Source organism: Thioalkalivibrio sp. K90mix (assembly GCF_000025545.1).
GTDB lineage: Bacteria > Pseudomonadota > Gammaproteobacteria > Ectothiorhodospirales > Ectothiorhodospiraceae > Thioalkalivibrio.
On record NC_013889.1, the window covers coordinates 231098 to 251091 of the forward strand.

The following is a 19994-nucleotide window of genomic DNA, read 5'->3' on the forward strand; positions in this document are numbered from 1 at the left end:
GGCGCTGTTCGAAACGGGCAGGAGTCGGCGTTGGTCGAGCGTCCGAACAATCGTGGAGCGCAAGCTGATTCAGCTTCAAGCGGCGGAGACACTGCAGGATTTGCGTTCTCCGCCGGGGAACCGGCTGGAGGCCCTGTCTGGCGACCGCGAAGGGCAGCACAGCATCCGAATCAACGCCCAGTGGCGCATCTGTTTCCGGTGGACGGACGAAGGTCCCGAGGATGTGGAGATCGTCGATTACCACTGAAGGGTTCCGGAAGGAGGTTAGACCATGAGCACAAGCGGTATGCGACCCATCCATCCAGGTGAGGTCCTGCGCGAGGAGTTTCTTGCCCCGTTGGGTCTCAGTGTGAACGCGCTTGCTGGGGCATTGCATGTTCCGACGACGCGCATGAACGACATTGTGCGCGAGCGTCGTGGCATTTCGGCTGACACGGCCATGAGGTTGGCGCGTTATTTCGGCACTTCCGAGCGTTTCTGGCTGAACCTCCAGCTCGAGTATGAACTGAGGCAGGCGCAACTCGAACTTTCGGAACGCGTGCGTCGTGAAATTGAGCCGCGGGCGGCTTGAGTGGCGGCCGCGAGGGCGTGGGTGGATATGAGGTCGGCGTGGGGCGCGCTGAGCGCAGCGAATTGCACCGTCTCGACGTGAGACTGCTCAGTTTTCCCTACAGCCAGCGGGCGAGCCAGAGGCGCAGGCGCAACTCCAGGGGCGGGGCGTAGCCCTGCTTGCGGAAGACGATCTCGCCGTCGGGGTTGATGATGAAGGTCGCGGGTACGCCGCGGACGTTGTATTGCGAAGCGAGTTCGCCCTGCGGGTCGTTGATCACGGCCAGTTCGCGCTCGCGTTCGTTCAGGTGCTCCAGCACCTCCTCCGGCGTGCCGGACTGCATGGAGACCGTGAGCACCGGGTGGCTCTGCGACAGGCGCACGATCTCGCCTTCCTCCAGGCGGCAGATCGGGCACCAGGTGGCCCAGAAGTGCAGCAGCATGGGCTCGTCCGCGTAGTCGGCGAGCGTTACTGGCGTGCCATCCAGCAGTTGTGCCTCGAATTCGGGTGCCGGGCCCTCGACCATGTCGCGCGCCATCCAGGCGCGTACGGCCAGGAAGATCAACAGCGCGATGCCGATCTGGACGCCCCAGCTCAGGGCGCGGCGGCGCCGGGAAGGCTTCGGGCGTTGCGGTTTTTCGGGGCGAGTCTCGGTCAACGGATCATCTCGGCTTGTCCGGGGCGGGCGCGGGTCCCGCGTTTTTTCGGGCCCTTGCGCACCGCAATGCGCACCAGTTCGTCTTCGTCATCCATCAGTTGTTCCCGCTGCGCTTCGGTCAGAAGCGGATTGCGCGCGACGAAGTAGCGCAGGTTCGGGTCGCGGTCGTTCACGCAGGCCTCGACCTGTTCCGGTGTCAGGTCGGGGCGCTTGGCGCAGTTCAGGCGTACGGTCTGGTTGGGGTCGGCCAGCAGCAGGGCGACCTCCTCGGGCGTGAGGTCCATGCGGCGGGAAAAGTAGGCCTTCACCTGGGCGTGCTGGTCGCGGACCAGCAGGGGACGCCAGTGCACCTCGAGGTCCACGGACAGGGCGAGGTCCATGCGTTCCTCGAATGTCATTGCCTTGTATTGCTGTTTCAGGTCGGTCATGGCCGGGGCATTATAGGCGCCCGGGTTGGGATGCGCGGGCACGCCCCCACAATGTGTAGGAACGACAGCGCCTTGGGGCCTGTCGTACTATTAGCTAACGATAATTTGCCCCGCATGCCGGGATGTCGAGGACCCATGACCGCACCGGTGGCCGAAATTCCGATCTTCCAAGTGCCGCGCACGGATCACGTGACGGCTTCGCTGCATGCGTTGACCGATGCCCAGCGCGACGAACTGGTGCGCCGGATCAAGCGCCTGCTGATCGAGCGCAACGCGGTGCTGGTGGCCCATTACTACGTGGACGAGTCGCTGCAGCGGCTGGCGGACGAGACCGGCGGCTGCGTAGCCGACTCCCTGGAGATGGCGCGCTTCGGCAAGGAGCATCCGGCCGAGACGCTGGTGGTCGCCGGGGTGCGCTTCATGGGCGAGACGGCCAAGATCCTGAGCCCGGAGAAGCGCGTGCTGATGCCGACGCTGGAGGCCGAATGTTCGCTGGATCTTGGCTGCCCGGCGGACGAGTTCGCGAAGTTCCGCGCCCAGTATCCGGACCACACAGTGGTCGTGTACTCCAACACCTCGGTAGACGTGAAGGCGCAGGCCGATTACGTCGTCACCTCCAGCATTGCCGTGCCGCTGGTCGAGCACCTGCGCGATCAGGGCAAGAAGGTCCTGTGGGCCCCGGACAAGCACCTGGGCGACTACATCCGCCGCACCACCGGTGCCGACATGGTGCTGTGGGACGGCTCCTGCGTGGTGCACGACGAGTTCCGCGCGTGGGCACTAGAGGATCTGCGTGGTCGCCACCCCGGCGCGGCGGTGCTGGTGCACCCGGAGTCCCCGCGCGAGGTGATCCACCAGGCCGATGTGGTCGGTTCCACCAGCCAGCTGATCGCGGCCGTGAAGGATCGCCCGGAGCAGGAATTCATCGTTGCAACCGACAAGGGCATCTTCTACAAGATGCAGCAGGCCGCGCCGGACAAGACGCTGATCGAGGCCCCGACCGGCGGCCACAGCGCCACCTGTACCAGCTGCGCCCACTGCCCGTGGATGGCGATGAACGACCTGGTCTCGCTGGCCGAGACCCTGGAAGACACCGCGGAGCCGGCGAAGAACGAGATCTTCGTCGACGAGACCGCGCGCCAGAAGGCCCTGGTGGCCACCCAGCGCATGCTCGACTTCGCCGCCGAACACCGCAAGGCCACCGCCGGCGATGCCTGACACGACGCCCCCGGTAGATACCGTCTTGCCCTACGGGGTGCAAGGGGTTTCATGGCGGGCTTGATACGGGGTTTGGGATTTGAGCACACCGAAGGCGATGTGCAGGAGTTTGCGCATAGCCGCCCCGATCGCCGACATCTTGGCCTTGCCGCGTGTCAGCAGACGTTGATGCTGGTGTCGCACGTCCGGGTTGTACCGGGTCGCCACCACCGCCGCCATGTAGAGCGCCTTGCGCAGTCGGCTGGAACCGATCTTCGCCAACCGCGAGGGCCGCCGGACCGTGGTCCCCGATTCTTCCAGGACCGGTGCCAGCCCATGGAACGCCGCCGCTTGTCGAGCGCTCGTGAACGCGCGGCTGCGCAGCGCTGCGGTCATCGAGGCCGACAGCACGCGGCCGATGCCGGGGATGCTCTCCAGCAAGGTCCGATCCCGCTTCAGGTGGTGATGGGCGTCGAAGTGATCGTCGATCTGCTGCTGGAGCCGACGGTGTTCCTCACGCAGGGCCTGCAGGACGTTGTCGATCGACGCCTGAGCGAGGGTGTCCTCACTGAAACGCGCCTTCTCCAGGCGGTTCTCTTCGCGCCGCATATCCTGTTCCAGAGCCTCCAGGCGGCTGAGCAGGCGCTTGAGTTCCCGCACCTCCGGCGGTTCGGGCTGCCAGCGTCGTGGTGCGCGTTCGATGCCGTAGCGGGCCAGCATCATGCTGTCCTTGCGGTCGGTCTTGTTGCGCACCCCCATGCCCTTGGCATGCGAACGCACCTGGGCCGGGTTCAGCACGTGGACCTGCACCCCCTGATCATGAAGCCAGTACGCCAGCGGCTCGTGGTAGATGCCGGTGGCCTCCAGATACACATGGAGCCCCTCGGGGGTCTCGCCGGTGTTGCGCTCGAGCCAGTGCAGCAGCTCCCGGTACTGGTCTTGGCGGTTCGGGAACACCTTGGGCTTCACCTTGCCCGCCTCCAGATCCCGGACCCACATGCAGTCGAGCTTGTTCTTGCTAACATCAACGCCAATATGAGCCATCTCGTCCTCTCGCCTTGTCCGTACAGCCTCACCCGTCCGTCACGGAGGGGGGTCTTGGATACCGTTCAAACTTCGAGATGAGAAAGGACTCGGGGGCCAATCTACAGAACAGGTTCGTGACCTCAGGAGCCTGACGGGTTACCCGAGCCCAATACGGTTCATGGTAGCGATCCGTGAACCGCAAGACACAAGGAGCCTGCTTGCAGGCGAAGCTCCCGCCAGAGTCGGACGCGGGCAAGGGCATTCGCCTGCAAGCAGGCTCCTACGGTGCGGCGTTCGGCTAGCGGTCGTTCAGCCAGGCGGCCCACTGGGAGTGGGTGGAGACGTCCACGCCGTCGGCCTTGGCGGCCTTTTGCAGGTGGGTCTGCAGGTCGGCCATCAGTTCGGAATCCATCAGCTCGGGCTCCAGGGTGAGCTGCGCGTGCAGCGTGCTGTAGACGAGCTTCAGTTCATTTGTCGGATAATGCGACCAGTCGAGGTGGGCCATGGTGTCCGTTCTCCGTTTCGATCATGTGCGTTATAGCCTGACGCCAGTCGGTCGTGCCATACAAAAGCACCTGCCAGGGGAGCACTGATTAATGTACACACTCGCGTTGGCACCCCAGGTTTTCCGAGACAAGGCGCGGTGCGCAGCCGGTAGTGGTTCTACCGGCAAGGGCCGCAACGCAGGATCGGAGAACCTGGGGTGCCAACCCCGAAGGGGCTCGGCCGCTTTTGCGCGCGCAAAAGCGACTCGAGCGCGAGCGTGTACATGGATCAGTGTTCCCCTGGGGGGCGGAGATGTTTAAGCGGCGCGCGCGGTTGCTGGTGGCGGCCGAGCGTCCCGATGGCCGCGCCTCGCGCGTGGCCGAGCTGGCTGCGGCGGCGGAGTTCGAGGACTGGATCGAGGTACATCCTGCGCGCGCGATGGCCGAGGTGAGACCGGAGGAGCTGGCCTGGGCCGACCTGCTGGTGGCCGTCGACGAGCCCGCGGCAAGGGCTATGCCGGCCGAACGCCCCGCCACCTGCCGTCCGAAGTACTGGCGACTCCCGAGCGAGACCGGGGCGGATTTCGACCTGCAGACGCTCGAGGCGCTGCGCTGCATGGTGGGTGGCATGCGCATGCTGGCGCGCGTGGATGCCGACGAGGCCTGAACCCTGGTAGTAGCCCCAACGGTTGTCCGGGCCCGAACGCCGGGGCGGGTCCCGGAGATCGCCACGGCGCTGCGCGCCTCGCGATGACAGTGCTTCTCGCAGTCCTCGTCATGGCGAGGCCCCGCCAAGGGCTGTGGCCATCTCCGGGCGCAACCCCGAGGTTCGCCTGGCCCCGCGTCGAGGCTATTGGCGGAGATCGCTGCTACACGCCACATGGTGGCGTTCCTGGGCAGCTTTTTGCCGGCTTTTCGGGGTCGCACGCCGGGCGTCAACCTTGGAGTCGACGGGGTCCTAGTCGGGGGTGTAAGGCGTTGGTGCACGGGCGTGCAGCTGGGCCAGGTGGTCCTCGTAGAGCGCCCAGATGCGCGGGGCGATGGCGCCGCGCGAACCGGGGTAAGTCAGGCGGTCGGGGTTGAAGCTGGCCAGGCGCTCGATCTCGGTGCAGCGCAACTCCTCGTTGATCACGTTGAAGATCAGGATTTGCGTGCCCTGATCGGCGATCGGCAGCAGGGCCCCGATGATGCCGCTGTCATTGAGTCCGGGTTCGCCACGGGCGTCGCCCAGCTCGGCCGGCGGGCGTACCAGCGTGCCGAGCAGCTCCTGGTAGGCCTGGCCGCAGGCAAAGCAGATCTCCGGTGCACGCAGCCCCTGCACACGTTCGCAGGCCTGGCGCACGGTATTGTCCGGCAGTGCCATGCGCGCGGGTGGGACCGGGATACGGTTGCTGTCGCCATTGGGCAGCAGGCGCGGGACGGCCTCCTGGCAGGAGGGGCAGCGCCAGGTGGCGACACGCGGGCCGTCGATCACGTTGCTGGGCGGCATGCGGTGGCCATAGTTCAGGGTGTGCGTCCAGTATACGGCGGGCGCGGCGGCCGCGCGGGTCAGCCCGCTCCCGCTTGGTCGATTCGGTTGACCCGCTGCGGCAGGTGCGTCAGCCGTAGTAGCCCGGCTCGTTGCCCGGACGCCACTTGATGTTGCAGCCGAGGCTCGGGTGCTGCGGCTCGGGGGCGGGCTGCCCGGCCAGCAGGGCATCGCTGGCGGCGCGCAGGTCACGCCCCGTCACCGGGTTGTCAGAGCCGGGGCGGGTCTCGTCGAACTGGCCGCGATAGAACAGCTTGCGGTTGGCATCGAACAGGTACAGGTCCGGGGTGCAGGCCGCGTGGTAGGCCTTGGCCACGGACTGGTCCTCGTCCAGGCAATAGGGGAAGTTGTAACCGAAGCGGCGGGCGTCATCCTTCATCTTGTCCGGGGCATCATCTGGCACGGCCTGGATGTCGTTGGAGTTGATCGCGATCACCGCGATGCCCTTGTTGGAGTACTCGCGGCCGTAGCGCGCGAACTCGTGGCGGATCAGTTGCACGAATGGGCAGTGATTGCAGATGAAGGCGATCATGTAGCCTTTCGCGTCGGGAAAGCTGTCGAGGCTGATGGTGTCGCCGGAGACGACGTCCGGCAGGGAGAAGTTCGGGGCCTCGGTGCCCAGTTCGATCATCTGCGAGGGGGTGCGGGCCATGGTTGCTCCATTAAGCTGTGATTGGGGATATGGGCGCCGATTATACGGATTGGGGCGGGGCGGATTAATCCGCATCGTCTGAAGGACCGCTTGAAACCATCCGGGCGCGGCACCAGTCTGGATAATACTTGAGTAATGGAGTCGGAAATATGGGCTGGGTCACGGGGACCGTGCAGGAGCGCAAACAGTGGACGGACCGTCTCTTCTCGCTACGGGTAGAGGCGGATGTGGAGCCGTTCAAGGCCGGGCAGTTCAACCGGCTGCGCCTGGAGATTGACGGCGAGCCGGTCGCGCGCCCCTATTCCTATGTGAACGCACCGGACGAGACCCCGCTGGATTTCTACCTGATCACGGTCCCCGAGGGCCCCTTGTCGAACCGGCTGGTGCAGCTGGAGCCCGGGGACACGGTAGAACTGATGCCGCGCGCCACGGGGTTCTTCACGCTGGACGAGCTGCCCGACAGTCGCGACCTGTGGCTGTTGTCTACCGGCACCGCGCTGGGGCCCTTCCTGTCGATGCTGAAGACCGACACTCCGTGGCAGCGTTTCGAGAATATCCGGCTGATCCACGCCGTGCGCAAGGCGGACGAACTGACCTACCAGGATACGATTCGGCAGTTTCAGGAGCGCGACCCGAAACAGTTCCAGTACATCCCGTTCGTCAGCCGCGAACCTTGCCCGGGAGGGCTCGAGGGCCGTGTCCCTGCGGCGATTGCCGAGGGGCGCCTGGAGCATCATGCCGGGCTCAAGATCGCGCCGGAGCACTCGCAGGTGATGCTGTGCGGCAACCCGGCCATGGTGAAGGACACGTCCGCCATCCTCCGCGAGCGAGGCCTGGAGAAGAACCGCCGCCGCACGCCGGGACACATCACCACCGAGAATTACTGGTAGGGCCTGGGTCATGGTGTAGGAGGCCAGCCCTCTGGCCGATGGGACGCCGAGAAAACCCCATTGGCCAGAGGGCTGGCCTCCTACAAATCGTGGTGTGCGCTGGGGCTAGTCGAGCAGGTTGGCGGCCCAGGCGTGGATCAGCCCGGCGACATACCGGGTGTGCTCCGGACGCGAGAGCAGGTGGTCGGTCTGATGCAGGGCGATGAAGCTCTTGGGGTGGTGGGCCTGCTGGAAGATCTTGCGGGCATGGTCGACGCTGACCACCGTGTCGCCGGGGGCATGCAGGAGGAGCAGCGGCTGCGACATGCGTTCCAGCGCGCTGTCCAGTGTCGGTGCTTCGATCGAATCCAGGAATGCCCGTCCGATCTCGACCGGGCGACCGCCGATATTCACGCGCGCGAAGCCCTCGTGCTGGATGGTGTCGGCGATGTCGCCAAACAGGTGTGCGACATGCCCGGGCCGGCTCGGCGCGGCGATGGTGACAATACCGGCCAGCTCCTCGCGCTGGCTGCCGACATGGATGGCCATCGCCCCGCCGAAGCTGTGGCCGATCAGCAGGTCGGTGGGCTCGCCGGTCGCCTGTTTCAATGCGTCCAGTGCCGCGTTCAGGTCCTCGCAATAGGTGTCCAGCGTGCTGTCGCGAAAACGGCCCTCGGAGTCGCCCAGGCCGGCGAAGTCGAAGCGCAGCGTGGCGATGCCCTCTTCGCCCAGGGCACGCGCCAGGCGTACGGTCGCGGGGAAGTCCTTGGAGCAGGCGAAGCAGTGTGCAATGCAGGCCTGGCCCAGCAGTGGGCCGTCATGCGGTTCGACCAGGACGCCGTTCAGTCGGATGCCGCGTGGGGTGTCGATAGGCAGGCTGGTGTTGCGGATGGCCATGGGTTCGGGATGGTTCGGGCGAGGTGGGTCTGCGATGATACGCGAGCTGGAAGTATCTCGTGACCGCACAGACAAGCGAGGAGGGGCTGTTGGAGACGGAGAGTCAGATTCGTGCACGACTGGCGGAGCTTGAGTCCGAGCATCGGGCGCTGGATTCCGCGATCGCGGTGATGCACGAGCAGCCTGCACCGGATGCCTTCGCGATTCAGCGGCTGAAAAAGCGCAAGCTGCAGCTGAAAGACGCCATCCAGCGGCTGCGCAGTCGCCTGATCCCCGACCTGAATGCCTGAGACGAACCGAAGCACCCAAAAGAAAACGGCGCCCGCAGGCGCCGTCTCTGTCCATCGTTCACAGCTGTAACGGCTGTGAACGAGTCTAGCCCCAAATATCGTGGGTGATCCCGGCGTACCAGGCGCGGGTGTATTCGGCCTCGCGACGACGGAAGCTTGAGGTCTCGCCCGAGGGGCTCACACCGCCAGAGCCTTCGACGCCCGCCTGGGCACCATCCTGGTACTTGTACACGGCCGCCACGCTGATCCCGTGCTCCGGGGTGATCAGGCTGTAGCAGGTGTTGGCCGAGGAGGGATCGAGCGGCTCCTGGTCCATCAACTCGCGCACAATCGCCGCGGCGACGATCTTGCCCTGATTGTTGGCCGAGTGACCGGACTTCGGCATGGCGCCCGCCACGCTGGCATCCCCCAGTACGTAGATGTTGTCGTCCATCTCCGACTTGAAGGTGCGCTGGTCGACCGGGACCCATCCTTCGTCGTTGGTCAGGCCGACATCGTGGGCGATCTGGCCGGCCCGCTGCGCCGGGATGAAGTTCATCACATCTGCGCGGACGCGCTCGAAGCCGCTGTCGGAGCGGGCGGTCATTCCGCCGACGTCGATCTCCTCGACCAGGCCACCGTCGGAGGCGCCGCGCCACTCGATCATGTCGCCGTAGTGCATCGCCCAGCCTTCCTCGAACAGGCCCTGCTTGGAGAAGTTGTCCTTGGAGTCGAGCACGATGATCTTGGAGCGTGGCTTGTGCTCCTTCAGGTAATGCGCGATCAGCGAGACGCGCTCGTACGGCCCCGGCGGGCAGCGGAACGGGTTCGGCGGGGCGACCATGACGAACACGCCGCCGTTCGGCATCTCCAGCAGCTGCGAGCGCAGCAGTTCGGTTTGCGAGCCGGCCTTCCACGCGTGCGGGATCGTCTCCGCGTCGGCCTCTTCGATGCCGGGCATGTCGTCGTAGCGGAAGTCGATGCCCGGAGACATGACCAGCTTGTCGTACTGCAGGCTGCCGCCGCTTTCGAGGCGCACGGTACGGCTGTCGGCATCCACACCAACGACCTTGTCTTCGATCACGTCGATACCGTCGCGGTCGCGCAGGTTCTGGTAACCGTGAGTGATGGCATCCATGCTTTCGAAACCGCCGATCACCCAGTTACTGCCGTAGCAGGTGACGTAGGTGGCGTTGGGTTCGATCAGTGTGACCATCATGTCCGGCGAGAACTGCTTGAGGTAGCGCGCCGCGGTGGCACCGCCGGAGCCGCCCCCGACCACGACCACATGGGCCTTGGCGCCGTTACGGGCGGCACGCGGGGCGCAGCCAATACCGGTCAGCGCAGCCGCGCTGGTGATCCCGAAGGCCTTCAGGAAGTGGCGTCGAGTAAAATTGTGCATTGTGGTTATCCCCCGTGATCAGAAGCGCGAGAAGTAGACCGACATCGCTTCGATCTCTTCGTCCGTGTAGCCCTTGGCGTGACGATCCATGATGGTCGCGTCACGGTCCCCATCGCGGAATGCGCGCATCTGGCTGCGGATGACATCCGCAGAGATGCGGCCCAGATCCGGGACGCCCTTCTCGGCGCCCGCCGCGTTGTGGCAGGCCTTGCAGGAAGCGGCCATCAGCTGGCCACGGGTGATTTCGTCATTGTCGGCGATTGCCTGGGATGCAGTACCGGCCATCGCCAGCGAGGCCACCAGCCCCGCCACGAACAAACGTGATTGCTTCATGTGAACGGACTCCTCCGTCTAGAAGTGGCTTTTTTATATGGCGACAGCTATCTCGGTACTGCCTTGCTTCTGCTGCCCGGTGCGGTTGCCGGGCCGGTATGCACTTCCGGGTGTGTTCGCCCGGAGTTGCGCCTGATCGTGTGATGGAACGATCATTGAGCTGGGATATAGCACAACGTATCCATCTTTTCGATGCATTGAGAAGGCATCTGCAGCAGGAGAAAGGCCATGACAGGGGAACGTCGGCGCCATCCGCGCATCCCGATGACCGTCGAGGTGGTGGCGGAATGCAGTGACGGGAGCCAGGTACGGCTTACCACGAACGATATCTCCGGTGGTGGGGCCTTCCTGGCCTGGGAGGATCGCGACCAGTCCGGAATTGATGTCCTGAAGGGCTTGGGTCCGGGCGATCAGTTCATGCTGCAGGTGTTCGGCCTGCTCGGGGACGGCGGCGAACCGCCGCGGGTGCAGGCGCAGGTGGTGCGGGTGATGGAAGACGGGGTTGCCGTACAGTTCGATTCTGCCGCGCTGGGGGCGTGATTCGGCCCTGGTCGGGCCTGGGGCGCCGTTTCCTTAACGGTCGGCGGCCTGCATCTGCTCCAGCCCGGCCTCCCATTCGTCCGCGATCATCGGGTTGGCAATCAGGCGATGGGCCGTGTCCGGGCTCCAGTCGTCGCGGGCATCCTCCAGCGCGCCCTCCCATTCCTCCACCGCGTAGTCGCCCCGGCCGACCGCACTGAGCGCCTGCAGCTCCGCCTGGTACTCCGGCCCGAGCCCGCTCAGGGTGTCCTCCAGCTCGCGCAGCGTCAGATCGCCCGCGTGATCCGCCAGGACCTGCATGGCCCAGTCATCGTCCGAGGTGTCGGGGCTCGAGTCCGGAAACACGACCTCCTCCTTGGCGTGGAACTCCCGCGCCGCCTGGATCAGGCGGGCCAGCGTGTCGTCCTCGATGCCCAGTGGCAAGGTCATGGCGGTATCAGTGGGCCGTGCTGCGTTCCTGGGCAAGCACCCAGGGGGCGGCGACGATCGCGGTGAACACGGGGTCGTTCGCGGCCCAGCGGCGTGCATCGTCATCCGAGGCGCGGGCGACCTGGTTATTGGCCAGCCATTCGCTGACCTGATGGGTGGCGTCGTCGCGAAACGCGCGGGCCACTTCGATCAAGTCCAGTTCGGGCGCCACACGAATCACCACGCCACGGGCAAAATGCGGCATCAGTTCGTCCCAGCGCAGGGGGCCGGCTTCTTCCTCCAGAGGTACCTCGGGTTCGGAGGGGGCGGGGGCTTGGGTCATGACGGGAACATCCGGTTTCAGATAACGTTCAGGCTAGGCCTATAGCCTTGTAGCTGCAAGAGTTTGTTCGCCCACACCGTCACGGAGACTACCGCTATGCGCCCCGGACCGGAGACCGTTGCCAAAGGCGATGGCCGGAGACGCCGAGTCATCGGCGGTGCGGGTATGCTCGGGCTTCTGCTGGCGGTCCTCGTGGCGCCCTTCGCGGCGCAGGCCCAGTTCATCACCGAAGACCCGCGCGCGGCCGTCTGGACCCTGGACGAGGCCGTCTCGCGCGTCGAGGCCAACTACCCGGGACGGGTCCTCTCCGCACGCGAAGATTTGACCGAGTACGGGAATCGCGTGTTCATCGTGCGTATCCTGACCGACAACCAGCAGGTACGAACGATCAAGATCGAGGAAGGGACGGAGCTCGACCCATGAATCTGCGCGTGGTAGTGATCGAGGACGACCTGGCTCTGCGCAGCCAGATCGCCGAGGAGATGGAGAACAACGGCTGCCGCGTGGATACCGCCTCGGATGGCGACACCGGCCTGTACCTGCTGACCGAATACCACTGCGACATCGCGGTGGTGGACCTGGGGCTGCCGGGCATGGACGGGCTCGACGTCATTCGCAAGGCCCGCGAGGTGAAACCGCAGCTGCCCATCCTGATCCTCACCGCCCGTGACCGCTGGCAGGACAAGGTCGAAGGGCTTGAGGCCGGGGCCGACGACTACCTGACCAAGCCGTTTCACATCCAGGAGCTGGTGGCGCGCCTGCGTGCCCTGGCGCGCCGCAGCCTGCAGGCCGGCCGCGAACAACTGCAGTTCGGGCCGCTGGTGATCGACACCGCCACCGACGATGTCCGCCTGAACGACGAGCCGGTCTCGCTGACCACCTTCGAGTACCGCCTGCTGCTGACGCTGGTGCGCCAGCCGGGGCGCGTGCTGAGCAAGGAAGTGCTGGCGGACTACCTCTACGAGCACGACGAGGATCGCGAGAGCAACGTGATCGAGGTGCTGATTGGCCGCCTGCGCCGCAAGCTGGACCCGGGCGGCAGCCTGGGGCTGATCGAGACCCTGCGCGGTCGGGGCTACCGCTTCGTGCGCGAGGCGGATACCGCGACCCCGTCGGATTCCACCTCGGGCTCATGACGCCGCATACAGGCTGCATCGCCCCTTTGTCCGCCATCTCATGAGACACCCCCTGCGCCAGATCCGCAGCAGCCTGACCCTGCGCCTGGCGCTGGTCGCTGGGGCTACCGTACTGGTGTTCTCCCTGCTCACGGCCTGGGTGCTGGAAGCCGCCTTTCGCGACAACGCGGCGGATGCCGTCGAGACCCGTCTGGAGGCCCAGGTCCTGCTGTTGATGGGGCTGGTTGAAGTCGTCGGGCGCAACGAGGTCCGTGTCCCCGAGATGCTGCCGGAGAGCCGTCTGCAATTGCCCGCCAGCGGTCTTTATGCCCGTATTCTCGGGCCGGACGGTCGCACGCTCTGGCGCTCTCCTTCCGCGGTAGGGGTCTCCCTGCGTGGCTGGTCGGAGGACGACTTCTTTGCCTTCAGTCTCCCCGTGCAGTGGGAGCTGGACGGTGGCCAGGTCGGGCTGACCTTCCAGATGCTGGAGGACCGCGAGGCCTTCGAGGAACAGGTCGAGCAGTATCGCGCCAGCCTCTGGCAGGGGCTGATGACGATGACGTTCTCGCTGATCGTCGCCCTGGGGCTGGCGCTATGGTTCTGGGGGTTGTGGCCGCTGCGGCGCGTGCAGGGCGACCTGGAGGCGTTACGGCACGGGGACCACGGCCGGCTGGAGGGCCCGTACCCGACCGAGGTGCAGGCCCTGACCGGGAGCATTAACGACCTGATCGAGTTCGAGCGCGCGCGGCTGAAACGCCAGCAGAATGCCCTGGCCGACCTGGCGCACAGTCTGAAAACCCCGATCTCCGCGCTGCGTCTCAACCTCGAGAGCCAGAACCCCGACCCCGAGGACATGCGGCGCCAGGTCGATCGGCTGCAGGCGATGGTGCAGCACCAGCTCAGCCAGGCACAGCGCCTCGGTCCGGCGCCGTTCCAGGCGCCCGAGCCGCTAGCCCCCATCATCGAACGTACCTGCCAGGCGCTCGGGCGTCTGGCCAGCCAGCAGGGCGTGGACCTGGGCAGCGAGCTCGATCCGGGCTGTGCCCTGCGCATGGAGCCGGGTGCGATCTTCGAACTGTTGGGTAACACCCTGGACAACGCGATCCGCCACGCGACCAGCCGGGTGCGGATCTCGACACAGTGCACGCCGCAGGCTGTCACTCTGACCATCGACGACGACGGACCCGGCATCGCGCCGGCGGATCGTGCCCGGGTACTGGAGCGGGGAGAGCGCGCGGACGTACGCGGCGCTGCCGAGGCCGGTCAGGGCCTGGGGCTCAGCATCATCCAGGCCCTGGTGCAGGACCACGGTGGCGAGCTGCATATCGAGCAGGCACCGGAGCTGCATGGGGCCCGTATCCGGATGGTGTTCCCCACGTCGTAAGCGGGATGGCCTGCATTGCCTCATGATGCGTTTCGCTGCGCTCAACACATCCTGCAGCCCGTCCTGCCTATCGTGGGATGCGTTGAACAACGCGAAACGCATCGCCCCGGGCCGAGATCAGAGCCTCAGGTCGTCCATCGGGAAGGACGGCGATTCGCCCAGCACCCCCGCGCGCACCAGTGCCGCCGCCCCGCAGGCAAAGGTCCAGCCCAGGTGTCCGGACCCGGTATTCAGGTGCAGGCCCTCGATGGTGGTGGGGCCGAGGATGGGCGTGCCACGGGCACTCATCGGGCGCAGCCCGGTCCAGGGCGCCATCGTCTGCGGGTCGAAGGTTGCGGGCAGGCCGGTCAGGGTGCGCCGGCATTGATCGAGGACATTGGCTGCGCGCTCGATGTTCAGGTGACGGTCGCGGCCGGCGAACTCGGCCGTGCCGGCCAGGCGCAGGCGGTTGCCCAGCGGGGTCATCACCACCTTGTTGGCGTCATCGATCAGCGGCAGGTTCAGCCGGCAGTCGGCGTTCATCGGCAGGGTCAGCGAATAGCCCTTTACCGGGGCGACGGGCAGATGCAGCCCCAGCGGGCGCAGGAGGTCCGGGGCGTGGTAGCCGTTGGCGACCACGCAGGCATCCGCCGCGATCGGCCCTTCGGAGGTCTCCACCGCGTCGATGCGGCCGCGGTGGGTGCGCAGGCGCCGGACGGTGACGTTCGGGTAGTAGCGGATGCCCCGGCGCTGGCCGATCGCGAGCAGTTGTTCGGTAAAACGTGCCGCGTCGCCGATCGCGTCCCCGGGGAAGAACAGCCCGCCGCACAGGCGGTCGCGCACCGGGGCCAGTGCCGGCTCCTCCGCGATGATCCGCTCTACGTCCCAGTCCTCGAAGCGCACGTCCTCGTCACGCATCGCCTCGCTGGCGCTGCGGTTGTGCGCCTGGCTGGCCGGGTCCTGAAACAGCTTCAGGATGCCGCAGCGGCGAAAGTCGAAGTCCAGCCCCTCGCTCGCCAGTTCTCGCTGCAGGCGGTCGATCTCCCGGAGCGAGAACGCGGCCAGTTGGGCATTCAGGCGGGTGTGCTGCTCGAACAGTGAGCGGCGGCTGTTCCACAGGAAGCGCAGGCCCCACCCGGTCAGCCCCGGCAGGGCGCGCGGGCGCAGCAGGAGCGGTGACTCGGTGCGGCCGAGAAAGCGCAGCAGGTCCAGCCCGACGCCGGGGGTGTTCCAGGGTTCGGCGTGGCTGGCATGCAGCATGCCGCCGTTGGCCTGGCTGGAGCCGGTGGCGGGGGCGGGGGCGGCATCCACCAGCACGACCTCGGCCCCGGCCTCCTGCAGGTACCAGGCGGTGGTCACGCCGATGACTCCGGCCCCGATCACGACTACGCGCATCCGCTGCTTCCCCTATCAAGAACGCTCATGTGCCACTGGCCAGGCGTTGGATCACATCTGCGTATTCGCGTTCCAGCCGCTTCGGCGACACCTTCTCGCGGGTGCCCAGCTCCTGGGCAAATTGCGACACGCGGAACTCTTCGATGCGGTAGCGAAAGGCGAGCACGTCCGGGTGGTCCGGCGCCCGCGCGATCAGCTCCTGTGCCTGCTGCCACAGCGGCTCGACCGCCACGCGCCGGGCGCGGTCCTTGTCCGGGGCCTGGGTCAGGCGTTCCAGGCGCTTGTCGATTGCCTGCAGGTAGCGCGGCAGCTCGGGCAGCACGTCATGCGGGGTGCGCAGCAGGAAATCGGCCGGGACCAGCGCCTCGAGCTGACCGCGGATGTCGCGTGCGGCCTCGATCCAGGACAGCGGCAGATCCCCCTGCAGCCGGGTGCGCAGGTCGTGCCAGTGGCGCAGGATCTCGGCGGCCAGGCGCGAGAGCTCCATCACCGTGGGCGAGAACTCGGGCAGGCGGGCCTCCAGGCGCTCTCGAAAGGCCTCGGCATCGCGCGGCCACGGTTCGGCCAGGAATACGCGGTCGGCCGCGGCCTCCAGGATCTGGTCGCGCAGGGCCTCGCAGCTGCCGAGCGTCGAGTAGTTCAGGCAGGCGCGTTCGATCTCCGGGAGCTGGCGGCGCAGGTCGCGGGCGGTCTTGCGCGCGCTCAGCAGGAACAGCCGGCGCAGGCCGGCGCGGTGAGCGCGTTCGGCCTTCGCGGGGTCGGGTTCCAGCTCCAGCGAGACGGCATCACCGCGGTCGACCAGGATCGGGAAGGCGCGCAGCTGGGCGCCCTGGTGGTCGAACTCGACACTCTCCGGCAGCGCGCCGAAGTCCCATTCGGTGATGCCCTCGCGGGTGATCTCGTCCGGGCGGCTGGCGTCGAAGTGGGCCTCGGCGCTGCCGCCCAGCCGGCGCTTCAGCGCGGCCAGGTTGCGGCCGCTGGCCTGCTCCTGGCCCTCCGGGTCGAGGATGCGAAAGCGCATCACCAAGTGCGGTTCCAGGGTCTCCGGGCGCCAGGCATCCAGCGGGATCTCGGTGCCGGTCATCGCGCGCAGGGCCTCGGCCAGCGCCGGGATCAGCGGGCCCTGGCGGTGTTCGATCCGCGCCAGGGCGGCGGCTGCAAAATCCGGCGCGGGTACGAACTGCCGGCGCAGGCCCTTGGGCAGGCTCTTCAACAGGCCGGTCACGCGTTCCTCCAGCAACCCCGGTACCAGCCAGTCGCCCAGCCAGTCGGGCACCGCGTTCAGCGCGGCGATGGGGATGGTGACGGTCACGCCATCATCCGGCTGACCCGGCTCGAAGCGATAGGCCAGTGGCAGGCGCAGGCCCTCGAGCTCCAGGTGGTCCGGGTAGGCGCCCTGCGGGAGGGTGGCGTCCGGCTCGTTCAGCAGCTCCGCGCGGTCGATCCGCAGGGCGTCGGGGTCCTGCTTCTCGGCCTTGCGCGCCCAGGTCTCGAAGCTCGTGCCGTCGGTGATGTCCGCCGGCAGGCGGGCGTCGTAGAAGTCGAACAGCCGGTCTTCCTCCACCAGCAGGTCGCGCCGGCGCCCGCGCGCCTCCTGCTCGGCGATCTCGGCCACCGCCTCGCGGTTCGCCTGCACCCCCTTCGAGCGGGTGCGCAGCTCGCCGCCGACCAGGCCCTCGCGGATCAGGATACGCCGCGCCTCGGACGGGTCGTGCTTCGCGAAGTCCACCGGCTTTTTCGGGGCCACGACCAGGCCGTACAGGGTGATGCGGTCGAAGGCCCCGACGCGCCCGCTGCGGCGCTGGAAGTGCGGCTCGAAGATGTGGTGCTTGAGCAGGTGCGGCGCCGCGGCCAGGATCCAGTCGGGCTCGATGCGGGCGTTGTCGCGGGCGTAGACACGGGTGGTCTCGGCGATCTCCGCGCTCATCACCCAGGCGGGCTTCTTCTTCGCCAGGACCGATCCGGGATGGATCTGGAAGCGGCGGTTGCGTGCGCCGAGGTAGTCGCCGCGCTCGGTCTTCTGGCCGATCTGACTGACCAGCCCGGTCAACAGGGCGCGGTGCACGGGCTCGGCGTCGGCGGGCTGGTGGTTTGGCTTCAGGTCCATCTCTCGGGCCAGGCGCAGCAGCTGCACGCGCAGCTCCTGCCATTCGCGCATGCGCAGGAAGTTGAGGAAGTGCTCGCGGCACCAGCGCTTGAGGGCATTCGAGCCGAGGTCCTCGCGGGCCGTGTGCCAGGCCTCCCACAGCCGCAGCATACCCATGAAGTCGGAGCCCTCGACCTGAAACTCGCGGTGGGCCTGGTCCGCCGCCTGAGTGGCCTCGGCCGGGCGCTCGCGCGGGTCCTGTAGCGACAGGAAGGCGGCGATGGTCGCGGTCTCGGTCACGCAGCCATGATCGGCTCCGGCCAGCAGCATCGCGCCGTGGCGCGGGTCGATGGGCATGCGCGCCAGCTGGCGGCCGCGCGGGGTGGTGCGCCCGCGCGTGTCCACTGCACCCAGCTCCTCCAGCAGGCGGTAGCCGTCCTTGACCAGGCGCGGATCGGGTGGATCCACGAATGGGAACTGGCGTGGCTGGCCCAGCTTCAGCGCGGCCATCTGCAGGATGACGGAGGCGAGGTTGGAGCGCTGGATCTCCGGGTCGGTGAACGGCGGGCGCAGGTTGTAATCGTCCTCCGAGAACAGGCGGATGCAGATGCCCGGGCCCAGGCGGCCGCAGCGCCCGGCGCGCTGGTCGCAGGCAGCCTGCGAGATCGGCTCCAGGCTCAGGCGCTGCACGCGCGAGCGCCAGGAGTAGCGCGAGATACGGGCCAGCCCGGAGTCGATCACGAAGCGGATGCCGGGGACGGTCAGCGCGGTCTCGGCGACGTTGGTGGCCAGCACGATGCGCCGCCCGCTGTGCGACTGGAACACCCGCGCCTGCTCGCGCGCGGACAGGCGGGCGTACAGCGCCAGGACCTCGGTGTCGGCGCGCACCTGGCCGCGCAGGGCCTTGTGGGCGTCGCGGATCTCGCGCTCGCCGGGCAGGAACACCAGGATGTCGCCGGGGCCGGCGCGTTCGCATTCCGCCACCGCGTCGCGGATGCCGTCGAACAGGTCGCGTTCGCCGCGTTCTGTGGAATTGTCCTCGTCGGCGTCTTCGGGCTCGATTGGGCGGTAGCGCAGCTCCACCGGGTAGGTGCGTCCGGCCACGGTCAGGATCGGGGCGTCGTCGAAGAATGCGGACAGGCGCTCCGGGTCCAGCGTCGCCGAGGTGATGATGATGCGCAGCTCCGGGCGCTTCTTCGACAGGCGCTTGAGTACGCCCATCAGGAAGTCGATGTTCAGGCTGCGCTCGTGCGCCTCGTCGACGATGAGGGTGTCGTAGGCGCGCAGCTCCGGGTCATGTGCCAGCTCCGCCAGCAGCATGCCGTCGGTCATCAGCTTGACCCAGTTGTTCGGCCCCGTCTGGTCGGAGAAGCGCACCTTGAAGCCGACGGTGGAATTCCGGTCGCCGCCCAGCGTGGTGCCGAGCTCCTCGGCGATGCGGCTGGCCACCGAACGCGCGGCGATGCGGCGCGGCTGGGTGTGGCCGATCAGCCCCGTCTCGCCGCGCCCTGCCTCCAGGCACAGCTTGGGTAGCTGGGTGGTCTTGCCGGAGCCGGTCTCGCCGCACAGCACCAACACCGGATGCTCGCGGATGGCGGCGACGATGCGTTCGCGTTCGGCGTGGATCGGCAGGTCGCCGGCGTAAGTGGGCTGCGGGCGCAGGTGTTGGCGTTCGGCGCCGCCCTGTTCGGCGCGTGCAAGGCGTTCGGTCAGGGTGGAGACGAGCCGGTCACAGGGCTGGCCGCGCTTGTGCCGCTGGCGGGCCCGGCGCAGCAGTTCGCCCAGTTCGCGGCGTTCGCGGCCCTGCGGCAGGGCCTCCACGGTCCTCGCCAGGGCGTCCAGGTCCGGGCCGGCCGCGGCCATCAACCGTCCCGATGACGCAGGCGCAGGGCCTCGATGTTCTCCGAGCGCAGGCGGTCCAGGGCGCGGTTGACGTCGTCCTCCTGGGTGAAGGGGCCGACAAAGACGCGGTGCCAGGTCTCGCCCTCGACCTGGACCTCGTGTACCTGCGGGCTCAGGCCCAGCAGGGAGATGCGGGCCTTCATCTCGTCGGCCTGTTCGAACCGTCGGAAGGATCCGATCTGCAGGATCACCGGATCGCCCTCGGCCGGGGAAGCCGGGGGCGGGATCACCTGGTCTTGCGGGACTTCACGTTCGCCCCGAGGGACGCGGACCTCGTCTTCGGGCAGCAGCTCGTAGTAGCGAAACCGCGGCTCGTCATCAGTGGGCAGACGCTCCGGCTCCGCCGCGGGCGCCCGCTCGGCCGGGGTCTCCGGTTCGCCGAACAGCGCGCCGATATCGGGTGAACGGTCGGCCCCCTGGAGATAGAGCACGGCGGCGATCCCGAGCCCGATCAGCAGGCCGGCGAACATCCATACCCAGCCCGGGATCGGTCGCGAAGAGCGGGCGGGAGTGGTCTTGCGGCGCTTGCGGCGGGCCTGGGCCATGGG

Annotated in this window: 24 protein-coding genes; 10 read left to right on the forward strand and 14 right to left on the reverse strand. The window is 67.4% G+C overall.

What is annotated here, in order from left to right; genetic code table 11:
• Positions 1 to 52: 52 nt before the first annotated feature.
• Positions 53 to 247, forward strand: coding sequence for a type II toxin-antitoxin system RelE/ParE family toxin (locus TK90_RS01070; RefSeq protein ID WP_018138988.1), 195 nt, complete (start codon positions 53 to 55; stop codon positions 245 to 247).
• A 24-nt stretch (positions 248 to 271) separates the two neighbouring features.
• Positions 272 to 571 carry a HigA family addiction module antitoxin gene (locus TK90_RS01075; RefSeq protein WP_012981638.1) on the forward strand — a complete coding sequence of 100 codons (300 nt, stop codon included), beginning with the start codon at positions 272 to 274 and terminating at the stop codon, positions 569 to 571.
• A gap of 97 nt (positions 572 to 668) precedes the next feature.
• Here the strand turns inward: TK90_RS01075 and TK90_RS01080 are convergent, their stop codons facing one another.
• Both TK90_RS01080 and TK90_RS01085 read right to left on the reverse strand, forming a co-directional pair.
• On the reverse strand, positions 669 to 1208 hold the full coding sequence (locus TK90_RS01080; protein ID WP_012981639.1) for a protein disulfide oxidoreductase: 540 nt from the start codon (positions 1206 to 1208) through the stop codon (positions 669 to 671).
• Positions 1205 to 1636: a hypothetical protein gene (locus TK90_RS01085; protein ID WP_041444123.1), complete on the reverse strand. Its 432-nt coding sequence runs from the start codon at positions 1634 to 1636 to the stop codon at positions 1205 to 1207. Before TK90_RS01085 ends, TK90_RS01080 begins: the two co-directional genes overlap by 4 nt.
• 135 nt (positions 1637 to 1771) lie before the next feature.
• Between TK90_RS01085 and nadA the strand changes: the two genes are divergently transcribed.
• Positions 1772 to 2854 (forward strand): quinolinate synthase NadA, encoded by a 1083-nt coding sequence (gene nadA / locus TK90_RS01090; RefSeq protein ID WP_012981641.1) that lies wholly within the window; start codon positions 1772 to 1774, stop codon positions 2852 to 2854.
• Between the two features lie 30 nt (positions 2855 to 2884).
• Here nadA and TK90_RS01095 read toward each other — a convergent pair whose 3' ends face one another.
• Positions 2885 to 3877, reverse strand: a complete 993-nt coding sequence (locus TK90_RS01095) for an IS110 family transposase (RefSeq protein WP_012981642.1) — start codon at positions 3875 to 3877, stop codon at positions 2885 to 2887.
• Between the two features lie 280 nt (positions 3878 to 4157).
• On the reverse strand, positions 4158 to 4364 hold the full coding sequence (locus tag TK90_RS01100; protein WP_012981643.1) for a hypothetical protein: 207 nt from the start codon (positions 4362 to 4364) through the stop codon (positions 4158 to 4160).
• A 293-nt stretch (positions 4365 to 4657) separates the two neighbouring features.
• Between TK90_RS01100 and TK90_RS01105 the strand changes: the two genes are divergently transcribed.
• Positions 4658 to 5011 (forward strand): hypothetical protein, encoded by a 354-nt coding sequence (locus TK90_RS01105; RefSeq protein ID WP_012981644.1) that lies wholly within the window; start codon positions 4658 to 4660, stop codon positions 5009 to 5011.
• 291 nt (positions 5012 to 5302) lie between these two features.
• On the opposite strand, the gene TK90_RS01110 is transcribed toward TK90_RS01105, so the two are convergent.
• Both TK90_RS01110 and TK90_RS01115 read right to left on the reverse strand, forming a co-directional pair.
• Positions 5303 to 5833, reverse strand: a complete 531-nt coding sequence (locus TK90_RS01110) for a hypothetical protein (RefSeq protein ID WP_012981645.1) — start codon at positions 5831 to 5833, stop codon at positions 5303 to 5305.
• 109 nt (positions 5834 to 5942) lie between these two features.
• The gene (locus tag TK90_RS01115) at positions 5943 to 6524 is read right to left on the reverse strand and encodes a thioredoxin family protein (RefSeq protein WP_012981646.1); all 582 of its coding nucleotides are present in this window, start codon (positions 6522 to 6524) and stop codon (positions 5943 to 5945) included.
• A gap of 149 nt (positions 6525 to 6673) precedes the next feature.
• On the opposite strand from TK90_RS01115, the gene TK90_RS01120 reads away from it, so the two are divergent.
• A complete protein-coding gene (locus tag TK90_RS01120) occupies positions 6674 to 7414 on the forward strand; it encodes a ferredoxin--NADP reductase (protein ID WP_012981647.1) in 741 nt (246 codons plus the stop codon).
• 105 nt (positions 7415 to 7519) lie between these two features.
• Here TK90_RS01120 and TK90_RS01125 read toward each other — a convergent pair whose 3' ends face one another.
• Positions 7520 to 8290 carry a carboxylesterase gene (locus TK90_RS01125; protein ID WP_012981648.1) on the reverse strand — a complete coding sequence of 257 codons (771 nt, stop codon included), beginning with the start codon at positions 8288 to 8290 and terminating at the stop codon, positions 7520 to 7522.
• 89 nt (positions 8291 to 8379) lie between these two features.
• Here TK90_RS01125 and TK90_RS01130 point away from each other — a divergent pair, with 89 nt between their 5' ends.
• Positions 8380 to 8580 carry a YdcH family protein gene (locus TK90_RS01130; protein ID WP_017926214.1) on the forward strand — a complete coding sequence of 67 codons (201 nt, stop codon included), beginning with the start codon at positions 8380 to 8382 and terminating at the stop codon, positions 8578 to 8580.
• A gap of 85 nt (positions 8581 to 8665) precedes the next feature.
• Here the strand turns inward: TK90_RS01130 and TK90_RS01135 are convergent, their stop codons facing one another.
• Together TK90_RS01135 and TK90_RS01140 are read right to left on the reverse strand one after the other, a co-directional pair.
• The gene (locus TK90_RS01135) at positions 8666 to 9961 is read right to left on the reverse strand and encodes an NAD(P)/FAD-dependent oxidoreductase (RefSeq protein ID WP_012981650.1); all 1296 of its coding nucleotides are present in this window, start codon (positions 9959 to 9961) and stop codon (positions 8666 to 8668) included.
• An 18-nt stretch (positions 9962 to 9979) separates the two neighbouring features.
• Positions 9980 to 10294 carry a c-type cytochrome gene (locus TK90_RS01140; protein ID WP_012981651.1) on the reverse strand — a complete coding sequence of 105 codons (315 nt, stop codon included), beginning with the start codon at positions 10292 to 10294 and terminating at the stop codon, positions 9980 to 9982.
• Positions 10295 to 10522: 228 nt separating this feature from the next.
• On the opposite strand from TK90_RS01140, the gene TK90_RS01145 reads away from it, so the two are divergent.
• A complete protein-coding gene (locus TK90_RS01145) occupies positions 10523 to 10834 on the forward strand; it encodes a PilZ domain-containing protein (RefSeq protein ID WP_012981652.1) in 312 nt (103 codons plus the stop codon).
• Between the two features lie 33 nt (positions 10835 to 10867).
• Here TK90_RS01145 and TK90_RS01150 read toward each other — a convergent pair whose 3' ends face one another.
• Complete coding sequence (locus tag TK90_RS01150; protein WP_012981653.1) at positions 10868 to 11263, reverse strand: DUF3775 domain-containing protein; 396 nt, start codon at positions 11261 to 11263, stop codon at positions 10868 to 10870.
• Positions 11264 to 11270: 7 nt separating this feature from the next.
• Positions 11271 to 11585, reverse strand: a complete 315-nt coding sequence (locus TK90_RS01155; protein ID WP_012981654.1) for a DUF2288 domain-containing protein — start codon at positions 11583 to 11585, stop codon at positions 11271 to 11273.
• A gap of 96 nt (positions 11586 to 11681) precedes the next feature.
• On the opposite strand from TK90_RS01155, the gene TK90_RS01160 reads away from it, so the two are divergent.
• From TK90_RS01160 to TK90_RS01170, 3 genes are read left to right on the forward strand one after another with little or no spacing between them, the layout of a single operon-like run.
• Positions 11682 to 12008 carry a PepSY domain-containing protein gene (locus TK90_RS01160; RefSeq protein WP_012981655.1) on the forward strand — a complete coding sequence of 109 codons (327 nt, stop codon included), beginning with the start codon at positions 11682 to 11684 and terminating at the stop codon, positions 12006 to 12008.
• Positions 12005 to 12721 carry a response regulator transcription factor gene (locus tag TK90_RS01165; protein ID WP_012981656.1) on the forward strand — a complete coding sequence of 239 codons (717 nt, stop codon included), beginning with the start codon at positions 12005 to 12007 and terminating at the stop codon, positions 12719 to 12721. Before TK90_RS01160 ends, TK90_RS01165 begins: the two co-directional genes overlap by 4 nt.
• A gap of 40 nt (positions 12722 to 12761) precedes the next feature.
• Positions 12762 to 14084: a HAMP domain-containing sensor histidine kinase gene (locus TK90_RS01170; protein ID WP_012981657.1), complete on the forward strand. Its 1323-nt coding sequence runs from the start codon at positions 12762 to 12764 to the stop codon at positions 14082 to 14084.
• A 117-nt stretch (positions 14085 to 14201) separates the two neighbouring features.
• Here TK90_RS01170 and TK90_RS01175 read toward each other — a convergent pair whose 3' ends face one another.
• From TK90_RS01175 to TK90_RS01185, 3 genes are read right to left on the reverse strand one after another with little or no spacing between them, the layout of a single operon-like run.
• Positions 14202 to 15458: an FAD-dependent oxidoreductase gene (locus tag TK90_RS01175; protein ID WP_012981658.1), complete on the reverse strand. Its 1257-nt coding sequence runs from the start codon at positions 15456 to 15458 to the stop codon at positions 14202 to 14204.
• A gap of 25 nt (positions 15459 to 15483) precedes the next feature.
• Positions 15484 to 19407, reverse strand: coding sequence for an ATP-dependent RNA helicase HrpA (gene hrpA / locus TK90_RS01180; RefSeq protein ID WP_012981659.1), 3924 nt, complete (start codon positions 19405 to 19407; stop codon positions 15484 to 15486).
• Positions 19407 to 19991 (reverse strand): SPOR domain-containing protein, encoded by a 585-nt coding sequence (locus TK90_RS01185; RefSeq protein ID WP_012981660.1) that lies wholly within the window; start codon positions 19989 to 19991, stop codon positions 19407 to 19409. Before TK90_RS01185 ends, hrpA begins: the two co-directional genes overlap by 1 nt.
• Positions 19992 to 19994 lie beyond the last annotated feature (3 nt).